The sequence below is a fragment of the Octadecabacter arcticus 238 genome, from assembly GCF_000155735.2.
GTDB lineage: Bacteria > Pseudomonadota > Alphaproteobacteria > Rhodobacterales > Rhodobacteraceae > Octadecabacter > Octadecabacter arcticus.
The window spans coordinates 2,198,240-2,215,344 of sequence record NC_020908.1 but is presented as its reverse complement, the minus strand read 5'-3'; the positions used below and the strand labels follow the sequence as shown (position 1 = coordinate 2,215,344).

Annotated in this window: 13 protein-coding genes and 4 pseudogenes; 14 read left to right on the top strand and 3 right to left on the bottom strand. The window is 53.3% G+C overall.

Annotated elements, in window-relative coordinates:
- Positions 1-176: 176 nt before the first annotated feature.
- Positions 177-1,153 (bottom strand): annotated as a pseudogene (locus OA238_RS11525) (IS1595 family transposase).
- Positions 1,154-1,180: 27 nt separating this feature from the next.
- Between OA238_RS11525 and OA238_RS30120 the strand changes: the two are divergent.
- The 12 genes and pseudogenes from OA238_RS30120 to OA238_RS11465 all read left to right on the top strand — a co-directional run bounded on the left by OA238_RS30120 (position 1,181) and on the right by OA238_RS11465 (position 13,499).
- A complete protein-coding gene (locus OA238_RS30120) occupies positions 1,181-1,582 on the top strand; it encodes a DNA/RNA nuclease SfsA (protein WP_083906710.1) in 402 nt (133 codons plus the stop codon).
- Complete coding sequence (locus tag OA238_RS11515; protein ID WP_015495296.1) at positions 1,579-4,392, top strand: DEAD/DEAH box helicase; 2,814 nt, start codon at positions 1,579-1,581, stop codon at positions 4,390-4,392. Before OA238_RS30120 ends, OA238_RS11515 begins: the two co-directional genes overlap by 4 nt.
- Positions 4,389-4,661, top strand: coding sequence for a hypothetical protein (locus OA238_RS33290; RefSeq protein WP_217591578.1), 273 nt, complete (start codon positions 4,389-4,391; stop codon positions 4,659-4,661). The genes OA238_RS11515 and OA238_RS33290 overlap by 4 nt, the downstream gene beginning before the upstream one ends.
- A 6-nt stretch (positions 4,662-4,667) precedes the next feature.
- Positions 4,668-6,374: a BREX-3 system phosphatase PglZ gene (gene pglZ, locus OA238_RS11510; RefSeq protein WP_217591584.1), complete on the top strand. Its 1,707-nt coding sequence runs from the start codon at positions 4,668-4,670 to the stop codon at positions 6,372-6,374.
- 1 nt (position 6,375) lies between these two features.
- Positions 6,376-7,092 carry a hypothetical protein gene (locus OA238_RS11505; protein WP_015495295.1) on the top strand — a complete coding sequence of 239 codons (717 nt, stop codon included), beginning with the start codon at positions 6,376-6,378 and terminating at the stop codon, positions 7,090-7,092.
- 363 nt (positions 7,093-7,455) lie between these two features.
- A pseudogene (locus OA238_RS33725) lies at positions 7,456-8,708 on the top strand (IS3 family transposase); the annotation flags it as partial.
- Between the two features lie 98 nt (positions 8,709-8,806).
- Complete coding sequence (locus OA238_RS11485) at positions 8,807-10,090, top strand: IS256-like element ISOan3 family transposase (protein ID WP_015494284.1); 1,284 nt, start codon at positions 8,807-8,809, stop codon at positions 10,088-10,090.
- A gap of 55 nt (positions 10,091-10,145) precedes the next feature.
- Positions 10,146-10,376: pseudogene (locus OA238_RS31750) on the top strand (IS3 family transposase); the annotation flags it as partial.
- Between the two features lie 72 nt (positions 10,377-10,448).
- Positions 10,449-10,937 carry a macro domain-containing protein gene (locus OA238_RS11475; protein WP_044036702.1) on the top strand — a complete coding sequence of 163 codons (489 nt, stop codon included), beginning with the start codon at positions 10,449-10,451 and terminating at the stop codon, positions 10,935-10,937.
- A complete protein-coding gene (locus OA238_RS11470; protein ID WP_015495293.1) occupies positions 10,937-11,641 on the top strand; it encodes a UPF0149 family protein in 705 nt (234 codons plus the stop codon). Before OA238_RS11475 ends, OA238_RS11470 begins: the two co-directional genes overlap by 1 nt.
- 31 nt (positions 11,642-11,672) lie before the next feature.
- Positions 11,673-11,801: pseudogene (locus OA238_RS35010) on the top strand (IS256 family transposase); the annotation flags it as partial.
- A 441-nt stretch (positions 11,802-12,242) separates the two neighbouring features.
- Positions 12,243-13,499 carry an ISL3 family transposase gene (locus OA238_RS11465; RefSeq protein ID WP_015495292.1) on the top strand — a complete coding sequence of 419 codons (1,257 nt, stop codon included), beginning with the start codon at positions 12,243-12,245 and terminating at the stop codon, positions 13,497-13,499.
- A 190-nt stretch (positions 13,500-13,689) separates the two neighbouring features.
- Here the strand turns inward: OA238_RS11465 and OA238_RS31740 are convergent, their stop codons facing one another.
- Positions 13,690-13,953, bottom strand: coding sequence for a hypothetical protein (locus tag OA238_RS31740; RefSeq protein ID WP_144055887.1), 264 nt, complete (start codon positions 13,951-13,953; stop codon positions 13,690-13,692).
- 173 nt (positions 13,954-14,126) lie between these two features.
- Here OA238_RS31740 and OA238_RS11460 point away from each other — a divergent pair, with 173 nt between their 5' ends.
- On the top strand, positions 14,127-15,050 hold the full coding sequence (locus tag OA238_RS11460; protein ID WP_044036700.1) for a metallophosphoesterase: 924 nt from the start codon (positions 14,127-14,129) through the stop codon (positions 15,048-15,050).
- 456 nt (positions 15,051-15,506) lie between these two features.
- Here the strand turns inward: OA238_RS11460 and OA238_RS11450 are convergent, their stop codons facing one another.
- A complete protein-coding gene (locus tag OA238_RS11450; RefSeq protein ID WP_015494757.1) occupies positions 15,507-16,529 on the bottom strand; it encodes an IS30 family transposase in 1,023 nt (340 codons plus the stop codon).
- A gap of 110 nt (positions 16,530-16,639) precedes the next feature.
- Between OA238_RS11450 and OA238_RS11445 the strand changes: the two genes are divergently transcribed.
- Positions 16,640-16,942, top strand: a complete 303-nt coding sequence (locus tag OA238_RS11445; protein WP_044036698.1) for a hypothetical protein — start codon at positions 16,640-16,642, stop codon at positions 16,940-16,942.
- Positions 16,943-17,105 lie beyond the last annotated feature (163 nt).

Below are 17,105 nucleotides of genomic sequence, written 5' to 3'. Positions count from 1 at the left end.
TGAAGGTTATGGTTACTTGCCCTAATGATCCGACAAAGGCTTATCCCTTTTAGTCCGGTTGCCCCACATGTTGACGCGGCGCAGAATCTTGCCCTTGTGGCTTTAGAGGCGGATCGGATCAGTTTGTAACGTCTGGTGGGTTTATAGGGCGTGGCTTTTGCCGTGAACGAGGCCCTTCAGGCGCGCTGTTCAACAAAATCACGATATGTCGCTGGCCCGAGACCAACACCGATCCCCAGCAGCGTGTCGAAGGCGCTTCGCATGTGTCGCCGTCGGTTCCAGCGGAACACGAATTCGTCGAGATAGCGTTGTAGATGGCACTTTCTGAGGCCGTGGAAGACGCCTTTTGCCCACGTTTTTAGGTTGGAGAACACGCGGTGGACCCAGTGGAGTATGTCGTGTGCCTTCTTGCCGCTGACGACCTTTGCCTCATGCGTGTTTGCAGGAGGATTTTCGTAACCGAGCCAGCCATCCGTGATGATGTGAGCGCCAGGCTCTACAGCCTGACCAATGAACCCGTGCAGCGTCTTTGACGCGCCGTCGGGAATGTGTTTCATCCTGATACGGCGCGGATGTCCGTCACTTGATAACTCGACGGCACAGACGACAAACATCTTTCCAACCGGGCTGCGCCCACCCTTTGGCCGGTCCTCGGGATCATGCCGGGACCGGAACGGCATCTCTGTTTCATCGATTTCGACAAGGTCTTTTAGGGGGTTGCGGTCAGGGTTGACCATCGACCGCCGCAGCTTTTGCAAGAGGAGGTCGCCGAGAAGCGCCATCGGTCCGAGCGACGATGGCGACCCGTCTTGTAGCTGCCAAGGCCAAGTTGCGCCTGAAGTTGCAGCGCTGACATGCCGTTGGAATGGCTGGTGATGATGTGCGCGGCAAGAAACCAAATTCGCAACGGCAAATGGCTGCTGTGCATTACCGTGCCAGCCGTCACGGATGTCTGCCGTGCGCAACCGGCACATTCCCAAGTCGCGCGATTTCGCTTTAACGGCCAGCCCTTGCAGGTGCCACAGGAAGGACAGACGAAGCCCTCAGGCCAACGATGTTCCACCAGATAATGCGAACACGCTTCCTCATCAGAAAACCTGGCGTCGAACGCGGGGCGGGACATGGGTTTGTCGTTTTTCCATCTGGCTGGCATGGGAAGAACAATACCAGAACATTCTAGATTGGCAAGCCGCTTCGCACTACATCAGGTGCCGCCGGAGCAAAGGGGATAAGCCTTGTCGTGGAGAATGGCGTGGCTCGCTATCCTGACTCCCCAACACCGAGAGGTGTAAAACAACTTAAATCTCTCACGCGCAAGGCTTCTGCTGGGCATCGTGCAGTCCTGCTATTTCTCGTGCAACGCAACGACGCTCGAAGTTTTGAGGTGAGCGCATCGCGTGATCCTGCTTATTATCAAGCTTTCGAGGCTGCAATTGCAGCAGGCGTTGAAGTGATCGTCTTGGGCGTTTCGGTTCACCCTGAGGGCTTTGGAAAGCCAAAAATTCTACCGTACAATACAAAAGTAGATGACGTCATAGAACTGTACGATACTTCGCTAATCCGCTTGGAGAAAAATACATGAAAGATGCGGACAGCGGGCAAGGCATTGGCACATGGTGCTGGCATAAGCGACATGCCGCGCCCTGCCGTGTCGTGGACCGGGAGGAGATATGGGGCGAGACTTCATATCGGGTTTGGCTGCCGGGCAAAGACGCCGTCGTCCGTGCCCGGTCGCGTGATCTAGGACCACTCGATGCTGTTCGGCCGACAGTCGACCAGATTTTGCATACTGCCGCTGCGGCAAAGCTCTTGGATGCGCTTGAGGATAACCTGCTTCTGGCACCAATTCAGTCGAGCGTCGTGCCGCTGCCGCACCAGCTTTACGCACTGAACCGCGCCATGAGCCGGGACCGGATCCGCTATCTATTGGCGGATGAAGTCGGGCTTGGCAAGACTATCGAGGCCGGGCTGATTCTGCGCGAGCTCAAGCTTCGCGGCATGGCGAAGCGGATCCTTGTCGTGGCACCCAAAGGCTTGGTGCGGCAATGGCAGGCCGAAATGCGCCTTCACTTTGGTGAGAATTTCCAATTCATCGAGCCGTCCGAGTTTTCCGCATATCGGCAATTTCGCGATGACGAGGAAAATCTTTGGCGGCTGCACGATCAGGCGATTTGTTCCCTGGATTCCGTGAAGCCGCTTGAAGGTCGGCGCGGCTGGAGTGCGGAGCAGCTGAGCACCTATAACCGTGAACGCTTCGAAGACTTGATATCGGCATCCTGGGATCTCGTGATCATAGACGAAGCCCACCGAATGGGCGGGAGCACCGACCAGGTTGCGCGTTACAAGCTTGGCGCAGCACTTGCCGAAGCTGCGCCATATCTCTTGCTTCTCTCCGCAACGCCACACCAGGGCAAAACCGACCAATTCCACCGCCTGATGCAGCTTCTCGACCGTGACTCCTTTCCGGATGAAAATAGCATATCCAGTGATCGTGTCCGCCCCTTCGTCGTCCGAACCGAAAAGCGGTTGGCGATCGATGCCGAAGGCAAACCCCTGTTCAAGCCCCGGGTGACACGGACGCAAGCGGTCGCCTGGTTGGATCGCCACAGCGCGCAGCAAGGCTTGTACGAAGCAGTCACTGAATACGTTCGTCACGGCTACAATCAGGCCATGGCATCGAAGCAAAGACACATCGGCTTCCTGATGATCCTGATGCAGCGATTGGTGACTTCTAGCACTGCGGCCATCCGTGCAACCTTGGAACGGCGGCTACTTGCTCTGGACGATGATCACCGTCAATTGCAGCTGTTTTCTACAGAAGGTGTCGGAGATTGGCATGAGCTGACGGGTGATGATCAGATTGATGTTGCCGTGGCATTTGAAGCTTTGGGCGATGAGAGAAAAGACGTAGAGGGACTCCTATTTCTCGCGCGAGAAACCGAGGCACAGGGAACTGATGCCAAAGCCGAGGCGCTCTTGGAGCAGATCTACAAGATTCAGCAGGAAGAGAACGATCCTGAACTGAAGGTCCTGGTCTTCACCGAGTTCGTTCCAACACAGGCTATGCTCGCGGAGTTCCTTGAGAGCAGGGGCTTCTCGGTTACGACGCTCAATGGGAGTATGGATCTGGAAGCGCGTGGCCGAGCTCAGCGGGCATTTTCAGGGAACGTACGTATTCTGGTCTCCACGGACGCTGGCGGCGAAGGGCTCAACCTCCAATTCTGCCACATCATTGTCAACTTCGACATGCCGTGGAACCCTATGCGGGTCGAGCAACGGATTGGCCGCGTGGATCGTATCGGTCAGCCTCATATTGTACGGGCAATTAATTTCGTGCTCGAAGATACGGTCGAGCATCGCGTTCGGGAAGTCCTCGAAGCCAAACTTGCGGTAATCGCCGAAGAGTTTGGCGTGGATAAAGTTGCTGATGTGATGGATTCGGTCGAGTCGGAGCCTCTCTTCGATGAGCTTTTCGTTCAGGGGCTTCAAGATCCTGCTTCGATCGAAACCGAATGCGATGCAGTCCTGACTCAGCTTCGAACCACGCTGACGGAAAGCCGGAAGAGTAGCGATCTTTTAGCTGACGGGCACGATCTGGATGCGGATGACGCGCGAAAGTGGCGCGACCATCCTGCTCAGTTCTGGCTTGAGCGCGCAATTACAACTGGACTGCCAGCCCGTGGAGGAGAAGCTACAAGAGACGGTGATGCCTGGCGGATACGTTGGGCCGATGGCAGCGAGTCAGCCACCGTATGCTTTGACGCGCGAACCGCAGCAGATCGACCTGAAATCGAATGGGTGACGCTTGAAGACCCTCGGGCACAGGCGTTGATTGCGGATCTGCCTCGATGCATCTCTGGTCAGCCTGTACCTGCCGTGCGCATAGTTGGACTTCCTGAGAGCGTCAGAGGTGTTTGGTCACTTTGGGAAATCAGCCTAGCCGCTGACGATTTCAGCCGTCGCCGCTTCCTATCCGTGTTCGTCAATGACGAGGGTCGTGCCTTCCAACCCACAGCAAAGCGCATTTGGGACCTCCTTCTCACGGAACAAGTCGAACAGATCGAAAACGATGCAACACAAGACTCACACGACTGGTTTAGGCGGTCGAAGTCCGCTGCCATCGCTCAAGGTGAGCGCGTGTTCTCTGATCTTGTTACAGAGCACAAGACAAGGATTGAGGAAGAGCGCGGACGCGCGCTCTTCGCTTTTGAAGCTCGCCACCAAGCAATAGGAAAGGTTGGGCTTCAAACGGTTCGTGATTATCGCAGGAAACGTCTCCAGAGCGAGCATGAGGCGCGGATGGCGCAACTAGAGGCAGCGGCACCCTATTCGCCAGATCTGCATGCACTTCTCGTTTTGCGCGTTGGCGAGTTAGCGGATGGCGAGAAATGAGTGTTTGGATCGACCGCATCCTGCAGGAGTTTCCTGCCGATCTTTCACGCTTCTGGATCGCTCTTGATCCGGATGGCCTCCTTTTGGATGAACGCATCTTGCACGGCCTTCGTGAACGCGGATTTGAAGTCCTGCCCTTCGAAGACTCTGTTTCGTTCAGGACTGAGTATGAGGAGCGCTACCGGGCGGCATGGGATACTGGCAGGGAAGGAACGGCAAAGGCGTTGGTCTTGCAGCTGCGAGGCACAGACCTCAACTCACTCCCCTAGGACTACATCAGATCAGCCCGCACGCTTAATCTGAGCCTGGCTGATCTTTTCCCCAAGTTGAGCTATGGTGTCGTCCGGCAAATCGACTCCGAACACCACGAGGTCTTGTTTCAAGCTTGCAAAAAGCATGCGGCACAGCCTCTTGGGGAGGGGGCGACCAAAGATTTCATCCTTACCCATATTTTTAGGCTCAGCCCTTATTTACTGAGCAGGCCAGAGGATTTTTGGCGCGAAGTTCTGCGGCTCCACTATCGTGGTACAGGGCTACCCGAACTTCTCGCACAACATGTTGCAGCAGTCTTAAGGGATACGCCCCTAAATGCCTTGCCAATTGATGAACTACTTAAGTCCAAAGCCTTTATGGTTCGCACAGTTCAGGATGCGTGGTCCCGCTTCATTGTGCGGTATGGCGTCGAGACACCCAGCAGCGAGGGGAAGCTAGCTGAAAGCAATACGCCCATAGTACCATTCGATCACCCCGATGTGCGTGTCATCATTGACACCATGTTCCTCGAGGGCACCCTTCAGCCCATAGAGGCACATATCCAACCTGACGATCTGCCCGATTGGATAAGGGTGGGGCTGATCAATGACCCACAGGCACTTACCCACTTGGTGTCAGAAGGCGCAAAACGGATCGCAACAGATCTGCCTTCGACCGGCGCTTCCCATCGAGACTGGGTGGAAGCGGCCCGTCGTCTGGCTGAGCTCTTATATCGCTTTAATGAGCTGAAAGCTGCGGATGCAGACGGCCTGCAACGGCAGATCCAAACGTTGCAGAAGGAAGCCGACGTACGCCTAAAGGATTGGGTATTTCAGCACTTCGCGGATTTGCCTTCTCTGCCAGTCGCGAAGGCACCCGTGATGGTACATCATGTGCCGCGTTATCTGGCCATGCGCCGTGACTCTGGGGAAGAGCGTATCGCCCTTTTAGTGTTTGACGGTCTTGCGCTAGACCAGTGGGTCCAAATTAGGGAGGACTTGTCGGCAAGGTCCCCCGGGTTTTCCGCTGACGAAGGTGGCTGTTTCGCTTGGTTACCAACGCTGACATCTATCTCTCGTCAGGCGCTTTTTTCTGGACTTAAACCGCGAGAATTCCAGAAATCGATGGCCACGACTGCTCAAGAGCCTTCACTCTGGGCAAAGTTCTGGCAAGAGAACGGGCTTCGAAAGACCGAAGTCATCTTTCAGAAAGGGCTCAAGCGATCCGAACAACTGGAGGCGCTAGAGGAGGCTCTCTCGAAGTCAACGACAAAAGTGGCCGGTCTGGTAGTCGACATGATCGATGAAGTCGTCCACGGAGCAATGCTCGGCAAACGCGGGATTGCAGGCCAAATTCGCGAATGGTGTGATACCGGCTTCATCGAAAAGCTGTTTCTCATGCTCAGTAAGCACGGGTATCATATCTATCTAACTGCGGACCATGGCAACGTTGATGCTGAGGGCATTGGACGGCTCAGCCAGGGTGTTGTATCCGAATTGAAGGGTGAGCGAGTCAGAGCTTATCGAAGCGAAGACCTTGCCTCATCTGTTCCACCCGGGATTGATGCATTTCAATTTGGCGGACCCGGGCTTCCGACTGATTTCTTACCACTCTATGCAAGTGATCGGGGCGCGTTTGTACCTAAAGGAAATAAGATTGTCGCTCATGGAGGGATGGCGTTAGAGGAACTGATAGTGCCGTTCGTGAAGATTAAAATGCAGAAAGAATAACATGAGACCGATAGCACCTAAGATTGGATTTGACCGCTTTATTCGCCTTGAGTGGGCGACAAAAGCACTAGAAGTCAGGGCGGGTCTCGCGGAGATCGACGAACTTGAAGCCATCTTGGATGAGGCACATTCAGGACCGGCAGCCAGAAAGAAGACCAGAACGGTATTGAACCGCCTCTGGTTGGAGCCGCGCAAAAACCTTGAGCCATTTGCGCTAAGAGCCGTAGAGCTTTTTCAAGCGGCTCCCAATACGCCGCCGGCTATTCTCACATGGGGCATGGCAATTGTAACATACCCTTTCTTTGCCAAAGTGGCTGAGATCATCGGCCGCCTAACTTCACTTCAAGGCGACTGCACCACAGCTGAGGTGCATCGTAGGATGGCGGAAATCTACGGCGAACGTGAAGGGACCCGCAGGATGACCAACATGGTTATACAGTCTTTAGATAATTGGGTTCTCATTGAAAGACAAAACAAAGGAAAACTGGTTTTACGGAAGCAGCCCATCAATATCGAGCAATCCTCGTTCGTTAATTGGTTGGTTGAGGCTTGTCTGCTTAGTTCTGATCGCCCTATCGCGATCGCATCACTTGAAGCAAGCCCTTTGAATTTCCCGTTCTACTTAGGAAGCTCAATTCCGTATATTTTGTCAGAATCCAAAACACTTGAGGTGCGTGCTGATGGAGCTGGCACCCAGGTTGTTGCAATCATTAGTTGATGGAAAAATTGCGGAGGGAGTTATATGATCATCTCGTTCACAGTCATGCCCACCACACTGACCATTTACCAGACCGTGTTAGTAACAATCCCAAGATTGAATGCGAACTACTTGGCGTGGAATTGCGACGCAAAGATGCGATCGATACGATTGATCAGGTTCAGGCGAACGCAACGCCCCAGACGCGCTGATGTTTGGTCTGGGCAAAAAAGACAAAGACGGCAAACAGGTCCGTGTCGAGCACCGAGGGAAGTACACTCGGGCATCGCGCACGGGTACCCAAGTAGACTGGCCCCTCCGTGCCAATAAGCGTGAGACAATTGACTGGCTAAAGTTTACACTTGAGGGCGTAGGAGAAGAACCATGGTTATGCCTTCACAATCACCACTTTCGCCAGATGCTGGATCTGGAGCCGTTTTGGCCCCGACGTCGCCTCCCCGCGTTGTCAATGCGCCGTTGGCTCCCACAGCGGAACTGACGAGCATCCCGAAGCGACGCAACTTCACAGCCAAATACAAACTGCGCATTCTGGATGAGACGGACCAAGTGGCAGACACTGGCGGGGTTTCCGCCATTCTACGGCGGGAGGGGCTTTATTCCTCTGCACTGACCGATTGGCGCCGTGCGCGGGCGGCCGGCACATTGGGTGCATTGCAGCCAATGCGCCGTGGCCCACAAAAGGCACCTGCCAATCCATTGCAAGCTGAGCTGGCCAAGGCCAACCGTGAGGTGACAGCCTTGCGGCGCCGTCTGGATCAGGCGGAAGCCATCATTGCCATCCAAAAAAAAGTGGCGGGACTTCTGGACGAGATGGAGCAGACGCAAGAGCGCAGCGGCAAATCATGATGGCCGTCGCGATTGCATTGCCCACCGGCAGCGGCTTGACCTCGGCTGTCTGCGCCGCGCTATCATTATCGCGCGCGAGCGTTCTTCGACAGCGTGCGGCGCTGACGGCACCACCACGCACACGCCCACCGCGCGCAGCGTCTTCGCGGGCTCTGCCGGAAAGGGAAAGAGACCAGGTATTGCACCACCTGCGCGAACCCCGCTTTGCGGATCAGACGCCCACAGAGGTCTTTGCCACCTTGCTGGATGAAGGCACCTATCTGTGTTCAATCCGCACGATGTATCGGATATTGGCCGCGCAGGGCGAAGTTGGCGAACGCCGCCGACAGCGCACACATCCCGTCTATCAAAAGCCTGAACTTCTAGCTGAAGCCCCCAATCAGGTCTGGTCTTGGGACATCACCAAGCTGAGGGGCCCGGTGAAATGGTCCTACTTCTATCTCTATGTCATCCTCGACATCTTCAGCCGCCGCGTTGTTGGCTGGCGCGTCGAGCACGCGGAGAGCGCCAGCCAGTTCAAAGAGCTGTTCATCGACGCGATGGAAAAACACGAGGTTCCACGCGATCAGCTGACATTGCATGCAGATCGCGGTGGGCCCATGAAGGCAAAGACGACAGCCCTGATGCTGGTTGATCTTGGTGTGCTCAAGTCCCACAGTCGGCCCCACACCTCAAACGACAACCCGTTCTCCGAAGCCCACTTCAAAACACTGAAATATCAGCCAGAGTTCCCCAAGAACTTTGAAACCATCGAGCAGGCTCGCGCATTCGGGAATGTCCCGAAGAATGTTGAAATTTTAATTTAGGGTGGCGTTGCTTCCCCTGAGCCGTAGGCTCTGGGTGTTTAATCGCAAAAGGAAGCAACACCATGAAGAAGACTATCACAGCAAGCGCTGGACTTGCCAGCGCGTCGAATGTTCATCAACTCGTGGAAACAGCCTGGGACAAAGTTGGCGAGAGCTTCGAGCAGTTCTGCCTGACGGCGGGCGTCGCCAGTCTGGTTCAGATGTTTGGTGAGGACGCAGATACGCTGGCGGGTGGCCGATACGAGCATTGCACTGACAAGCCTGGCCACAGATGGGGCACCGCGAAAGGTCAGGTTGGGTTCCATGGTGGGAAGATTGAGCTGGAGCGCGCCCGTGTGCGCGATAAAGTGACCGGTAAAGAGATTGTCCTGCCGAGCTGGGAAGAGGCCTCCTCGGGTGGCTTCCTTGAACAATGGGCAATGAGCCTAATGTTGATGAATGTTTCCACCCGTAAGTATGACCGAGCTGTACGGCTGCCCGAAGCGAAGGTGCCTAATAAGGCAGGGAGCGGGCTGTCCAGGTCAGCAGTTTCGCGTCGCTTCAAAGCACTCACCCAAGCGCGCCTGGATGAGTGGATGTCATCTGATCTATCGGAGCTTGACCTTGTAGCGATCCAGATCGACGGGCTGCATTTGGACGATCATTTGTTGGTGCTTGCGGCCGTGGGTGTGGAGGTTTCAGGCGAAAAGCACCCTCTGGGCGTCATTGAAGGGGCGACCGAGAACGCCGCGACGGTTCAGGCGCTTTTGGACAATCTGATAGAGCGTGGGCTCGATCCAGCGGGCTGCTATTTGTTCATCGTAGATGGGGCTAAGGCACTGACCAAGGCAATTCGGCGCACATTTGGTGCCGATATTCCCATCCAAAGATGCCAGATACACAAGGCCCGCAACATAACTGACAGGCTTCCTCCAAAGCTGCACGCCTCCGTACGCCGCGCGCTGAAGCAAGCATGGGAGCTTGATGATGCCGACAAAGCCGAGCGGTTGATGCGGAATCTTGCCCAGCGACTAGAGCTTGAGGCTCCGGACGTTTCAAAGTCGATCCTTGAGGGCCTAGACGAAATTCTAACTGTTGTTAGGTTGGGGCTACCTGTGGAATTGAGACGCTCATTGGCCAGCACCAACATCATTGAATCTATGAACAGCGTGATCCGACAGGTCTGTCGAAACGTCAAACGCTGGCGCGATGCAAAAATGGCGCTGCGCTGGACAGGGGCTGGTATGCTGGAAGCCGCGAAAGGCTTCCGCCGCCTAAAGGCCTACAAGCAACTCCCCATTCTCAAGCAAGCTTTGCTAGATCATCGCAATACCGTAACGCTTGACCAAATCAAGGACGTCGCCTAACCATCAATCAAGCAGCGCCACTCGCCCGATTTTCAACATCGTACGGGACATCCCCTTCTTTGCATGGTATAACCAAGACCATCATCACGCCGGGATTGGTCTGATGACGCCCGACCAAATCCATTTTGGGCAGGCCCAAGAAATCTACACCGCGCGACAAGCAACACTAGACGCGGCATTCCTCGCCACGCCCGAACGCTTCGTACACAAACCACCAAAACCGCCTCAAATCCCGACCGCCGTCTGGATCAACCCACCAAAACCAACCGAAGAAACCCAAGCCTAAAGTCCAAAAGCCACTGTCTCAAAGTCGTTGACACGTTCCGGGCCGCCACTGATCGGGAAGATTTATTGAACTATGATTATCGCAAAGCTAGGTGACATCACTAAAATACCGGCGCAGGCCATCGTGAACTCAGCAAACCCAAGCCTGTTAGCGGGAGGCGGTGTTTGTGGCGCTATCCACCGAGCTGCTGGCCCACAGCTTGAACTTGCGTGTCGTGCAATTGACTGCATCAAACCCGGTAAAGCGGTGATGACTAATGCTTTCGAACTGCCCGCTGAGTACGTTATACACGCAGTCGGCCCTCGCTACATGGATGGCAAGCGAGGCGAGGCTGACGTTTTGGCGCAGACCTACCGTTCCATTTGCCAACTTGTCGAAGAGCACGGCATCACCAGCATATCCATACCATCTATTGGAACTGGTATTTATCGGTTTCCGTTGGACTTGGCTGCTGAGATCGCAATTGTGACACTGCGCAAATTCGTGCCTGAAAGTCTCAACGCAACATTCATATGCTTCGACGACGCAACTCTGGCAGCCTATGCGGAAAGATTAAAGTGATGCACACCGACGCTGAAATCGACCACCTTGAAGAGCTTTTGGGCAATCTCCAAGTGATGCTAGACGCAATGTGTGTCAGTGAACTTGATGGCTATGTTGCAGGCCTACTGCTGTGTCCTGATATGATCATGCCCAGTGAATGGTTGCCAGAAGTTTGGGGTTTGGAGGACGAACCTGAGTTTGAAGGCATGGCCCAAGCGCAGGAAACAATTGGCGCAGTGATGGCGCACTACAACCGAGTTGCCCAAAATCTCAGCAATCGAACGAAGCCCTACGAAATCGTATTGGACCCTGCTGAAGGCGATGATCAGCCGCTTTGGGAGTTTTGGGTTGGTGGCTTTGAACAGGCCATGCGTCTGCGTCCAAAAGCATGGCTGCAGTACATGAACGCTGGCGATAACAAGATAGAGGCCGCGTTTTCTGTAATTTGTGGATTGATTGAGATGGAGCGTGAAGACAGCTCGCTGCCAACCGCAAGACAAGACCAACTGCGTGAGCATGCCTGCGATCTAATTCCAAACATGGTTGTGATAATGAACGACTGGATCAAGGAACAATCCCCGATACCGATGGCTGAAAACCCGAATTGGTTGGCTGCTGCGAATATGAATGCTGATCCAGCGAGATCGACCAAAGTGGGTCGCAATGATTCATGCACTTGTGGCAGCGGTCGCAAATACAAAAAATGCTGTGGAGCAAACTGAATGCCAAACTGAATGTGTCAATCGCAGAGTAAAAAGGGACCAGCTCGCTGAGCGAAAATTGAAAAAATTACGAGGCTTTGATTGCCTCGCCAAAGTCATCACAGGCGTCACGTTCAAAGACGGAATTGAAGCCACAAACCCAGACCAGATCGCTGCATGACCGACAAGCTTCAAACACCAGATTTGACTATAACTCTGGGCAAGGTCATGCACAGGATATGTGACGATTGGGGCCAGATCAGCCGCCGAAAGCGGCACAGCAACGACACAGCGCTACATTGACGTGAATGCTGAACAGTTGCGGTGTTTGGCAAGCGCTGTATATTTGGTGTAAGTTGAACTAACACACTGTGGAACACGACATGAGCATTGACGAAATTTTCGCACTTATTTTGATGGCTTTTATAGGTCCCTTCGCGAATTGTGTGGGTAGGCCTGCGATGGCCTTTTGATGCTGTCACCAGATGTTGTGGTCGCGAGGTGAGGCGCGTCTGGCGCGTAGACCTCACATATCGCAGCGCCTGACGCGCCGGATCTGTTGGCGTCTGCGATGTCGCAAGGTAGAATATAGTTCCCACAGATCAGAAGATGGAGGGGAACCATGGGGCCCGAGACAAACTTGTTTACGATTGCGCTTGGTCTGCAAGCGCCCTGGAGCGTTTCCGACGTGCGCTTCGATACCAAGGCAAAGGAGATCCACTTCGAGATCCGCTTCAAGCCTGGCACCCGGTTTGCCTGCCCGTCCTGTGGCGCGGCCGATCAGCCGGTCCATGACACGCGGCCCCGGACCTGGGAGCATCTGCGCTTCTTTGAGCACAAGGCTTTCATCCACGCCTCCGTTCCCCGTGTTGCCTGTAGCGCATGCGGCAAGACAGGGCAGATCACGGTTCCCTGGGCGCGCAGTGGCAGCGGCTTCAGCCAATTGTTCGAGGCCTTCGTGATCGCTCTGGCCAAAGAGATGCCGGTGAAGGCCATAGCCGATCTTCTCGAGATCGGGGACGACCGGTCATGGCGCGTGCTTGACCACTACGTCCCGGCTGCGCGCGAGCTGGAGGACTTCAGCGACGTGACGGCTGTCGGGATCGACGAGACAGCAGCGCGGCGCGGCCACAATTACATCACCCTGTTCCATGATCTCAAGGCGGGAAGACTGCTCTTTGCCTGTGAAGGCCATGATGCGGGCACGGTCAAGACTTTCACTGCAGACCTCCGTACCCATGGTGGCGATCCGGACGCCATCACTGCCGCCTGCATCGACATGAGCAGGGCCTATATTGCTGGTATCGGTCGGCATCTGCCGAACGCGGCCATCACCTTCGACAGGTTCCACGTCATCCAGCTGGCCAACGCCGCGCTGGAAGAAGTCAGGCGTGCTGAGGTGCGCGAAGAGCCCGCCCTGAAACGAAGCCGATGGATGTGGCTCAAGGACAAAAAGAAGTGGACCAAAAAACAGATTGCACAGCACCACACGCTATCACGCATGCAGCTGAAGACAGGGCGCGCCTTCCGCTTGAAGGAAGCGCTGCGCGACATCTTTGCGGCGGCGACCACGCGCGCCGAGGCCGAAGAGCGGCTCACCGCATGGTTCCGATGGGCGCGCCGCAGCAAGCTAGCGCCCTTCAAGAAGCTCGCCCTGACCCTGAAAACCCACTGGGATGGTATCCTTAACAGCTTTGAAAGCGCCCTGAGCAATGGCTCAGTTGAGGCCATCAACGGCTTAATCCAAGCCGCCAAGGCGCGCGCCAGAGGATATCGAAAACCACGCAACCTCATCCTCATGGCCTATCTGATCTCTGGCAAACTCAGCCACCTGCCAGCGTCGCCCTACACCACAACATCTAGGGCTATCGTCGAGTGACCGGAAAACAAACTACCCACACAAATCGCGAAATAGCCTTATATATTGATATACAATGGAATTTGAGAGGCAGGGGCCTTTGGCAGCTATAACTGCTCAACAAGTAAAATTATGTCTAACCTGATGAAAATTCTTACTTTGTAGCCTGCGGGTTTGCTTAAGCACCAGTTTGACTTTCGTAGTAATCAGATTAGCATTTCTTAGCCAATTGAGACATTGTCTCCTCTAAACGAGCAACGCGTTCTGATAATGTTGGTCTTCTTCGATCGTCCGGATGATCATTTCGACTGCCGACAGGAAGTGTGTCATTCCAGTGTCCGGTTTCCTTGAGATAAGCTTCGACTGCTCCGGCAATAACCCCGTTTCTGTTTTCATTGGGATTTGCCACTAGGTAACGTTTGAGTGCATCCATGCGCCTAGCACCTAACCTTATAGAAATAGGTTTATCGGTCATAATATTTTACTCCTATTTGGTTGATTGTAACACGTATTTATAAAAGTAACACAAATTTTCTTGTAATACGTCGCACGTATTACTATATGTGAATTGAAAGCGAAGAAACGATTCGCAAAATAATTGAGAAACCCAAATTTTATCATTTTGGGAACGTGTCAGAAGGAAACGAAATGTACGATATAATCCCCGATATTCATGGACAGGCAGGTAAATTAAAAGGAGCTCTAACGTCGCTCGGTTATGTGCACAAGAATGGTGCATGGCGTCATAGCGATCCCAAACGAACATGCGTGTTCTTAGGTGATTTTATCGATAGGGGGCCGGACAATGAAGCGGTTATCGACATTGTTCGTCGTATGGTCGATGCGGGCACTGCTGCTGCGATCATGGGTAATCACGAACTTAATGCTATCCACTTTCATACCAGAGACCCAAAGAGTGGGGAGCCAGCACGCGCGCATTCCGCTAAAAATTTCAAACTGCATGCCAGTTTTCTACAAGAATTCCCGCTTGAAGCCCCTAAAACAACTGAGGCTATTTCATGGATGATGACCTTACCGCTCTTTATCGAGTTTGACACGTTTCGTATTGTTCACGCTTGTTGGAACGAGACTGTAATAGATGAGTTGTCGAAGGTTACCCAAAATGGCAGGCTGACTGATGAGCAATTTCTCTTAGCTGCTGACAAGGATAGCCAGCTATTTTCTTTGGTTGAAACGTCCACCAAAGGTCCTGAGGCCACGCTCCCTGATGACTACCTCATTTACGATAAAGAAGGGCATGGTCGTTATGAGGTTCGGCTACAGTGGTGGAATGGCTCTGCCTCCACTTGGAAGCAGATAGCAACCTCTGTTCCTAACTTAGATCAATTGCCCGACAAAAATCTTCCTAAATCAATCAAACAGAGCGTATATCCATTACAGTCTAAGCCAGTTTTCTTTGGGCATTATTGGTTGACTGGAAAGCCAGTACTTCAAGCTAAAAATGCCCTTTGTTTAGATTATTCAGCTGGTCGGGATGGGCCTCTGGTTTCCTATCAGTTCGATCCAAAAATTACCTCATTGGATTTAAAGAATCTAACCACGCATTCCTGATTGGTTTCAAACAACAATCGAAAGGTTTTAAATGTCTAAGAAAAAGAGAATGGAACGTAGGAAAAGTATTGATGATAAACCAGTTTGGGCTGTGATATTGCACGATACCTGGGATCACACAAAATTAATACTCACTGATGCCATGACATACGATCAGGCTAAGCTCGAAATGGATAAAATAAACACAAAGAATGATAATGAGATTAGCTACCATACTATTGAGCAGATCAAAACTTGATATCACCACGCGTTATTTTGTTAAAATAGGTAATCGCGCTTGGATGTGGTGGGCACTATTAGACAAAAAAGATTAGTAGATCAAGAAGATCTGACACTCTCCAAAATTTTCGGGTTTTGGAGCGAGCTGAGTATAAAGAACACGAAGTTGAAATAGTTAGCCAGAGCACAATGGCCCAAATCATAAGGGAAATCCACCAGAGGTTAAAGTTCTTGGATTCAAACATCAAGTGCAACGGTTGATTTGAAGGCCGCGATTTCGTCGGCCATGGCTTCAGCGGGTGTTCTCCAACCGAGAGTTTTTCTCGGACGGTTGTTCATCAGGTTTGCAACGTCGTTCAGCCATGTTTGGCTTGCACCGTTCAGGTCAGTTCCTTTGGGCATGTACTGACGCAGCAGTCCGTTGGTGTTCTCGTTGCTGCCACGCTGCCAAGGCGCATGCGGATCGCAGAACCAGATATCGATCTTCAACCGTCTGGCGAGTTCGGGGTGGCAGGCCATTTCGGAGCCGCGGTCGTAGGTCATGCTCTTGCGCAAAGCAGCGGGTAGTCGTCTCATCTGGCGGGTGAAGCTGTCGAGCGCGGCCTCGGCCCCATTGCCGTCCATTTTGCAAAGAATGACAAAGCGTGTCTTGCGCTCGACCAAGGTCCCCACTGACGAGCGATTGAATGCGCCCTTGATGAGGTCGCCCTCCCAATGGCCTGGTACCAGTCGCGCTTCGATCTCTTCAGGGCGATTGATAATGCGCAATGATTCCGGGACCATAGCACTGCCCGCCGCTGTCCTGCGCTTGAGCCCACGCTTAGGCTTCGCTTGACGCAACGCCTCGATCATCGCCGCCTTCAGCCCACCACGTGGCTGCGCGTAAATCGCGGCATAGATGGTCTCATGGCTCACATGGGCGGATGGATCATCAGGCTTCATGAGACGCAGTCTCTGCGCAATCTGCTCAGGCGACCAGTGCAGATGTACGAGCTTGCCATGAACAAAACGATAAAGATCGCTCCCCTCCACAAGCTTGCGCTCGCGGCGGCAGCGCGCACGCCGGGCATCATAGGCCTGCCGCGCCGCTTGCGGGCAATAGCTGCCGTCTTCCTGCCGACCTCGCGCCAGCTCACGGCAGATCGTGCTCGCCGGGCGATGCAAAAGCTGGCCGATCAACCGCTGACTGCTGCCCCTATTATGCTCGGCTAATATCACGCCACGGTCCTCGCTGCTGAGGTGCTTGCTTCGTATGTCCATCACAACATCCTATGCCCAAAGGGCTCTGAGTGTTGCATTTGAAACTTGAGCCTAAGGTTAATGAAGAAGGACGTCTACTTAAGTTTAAATCATACCTAAAAGAATATACAATGAATGATTATGATATTATTAATGCTTCAGAAAATTACACCACATTTACATTCGTCAACGGCTTGATACCGATGAGTGCCAAAGGCGGCGATATTGTTGAGCTTGAAGACTTTAAGTCTCCTGACCCGAACAGAATTACAATGGAACCATCAGCATATGGACCATCTATTGTTGTGCGAGGTACAAGTGAACACAATGATTATCTTTTCACCGGACCAACTGACTTGATCGCAAATCACCCAGAGCTTTTCATGGAGTATCTAAGATATTTCAATGCGGGGCCAAAATCTTCGAAATCGTAGTATTTTCCATTCTTTCGGACTACCACGAGCTATGACTGAATCTGGTGTTTGAGTGGTTTGAAGGTTGGTGGCGTATCTGGTTTAATTGTTGTTGTGAGACAGCAGCCCAACCAAAGGAGATACACCACCATGAAAACGACTAACATTGTTGATTTTGCGCGTC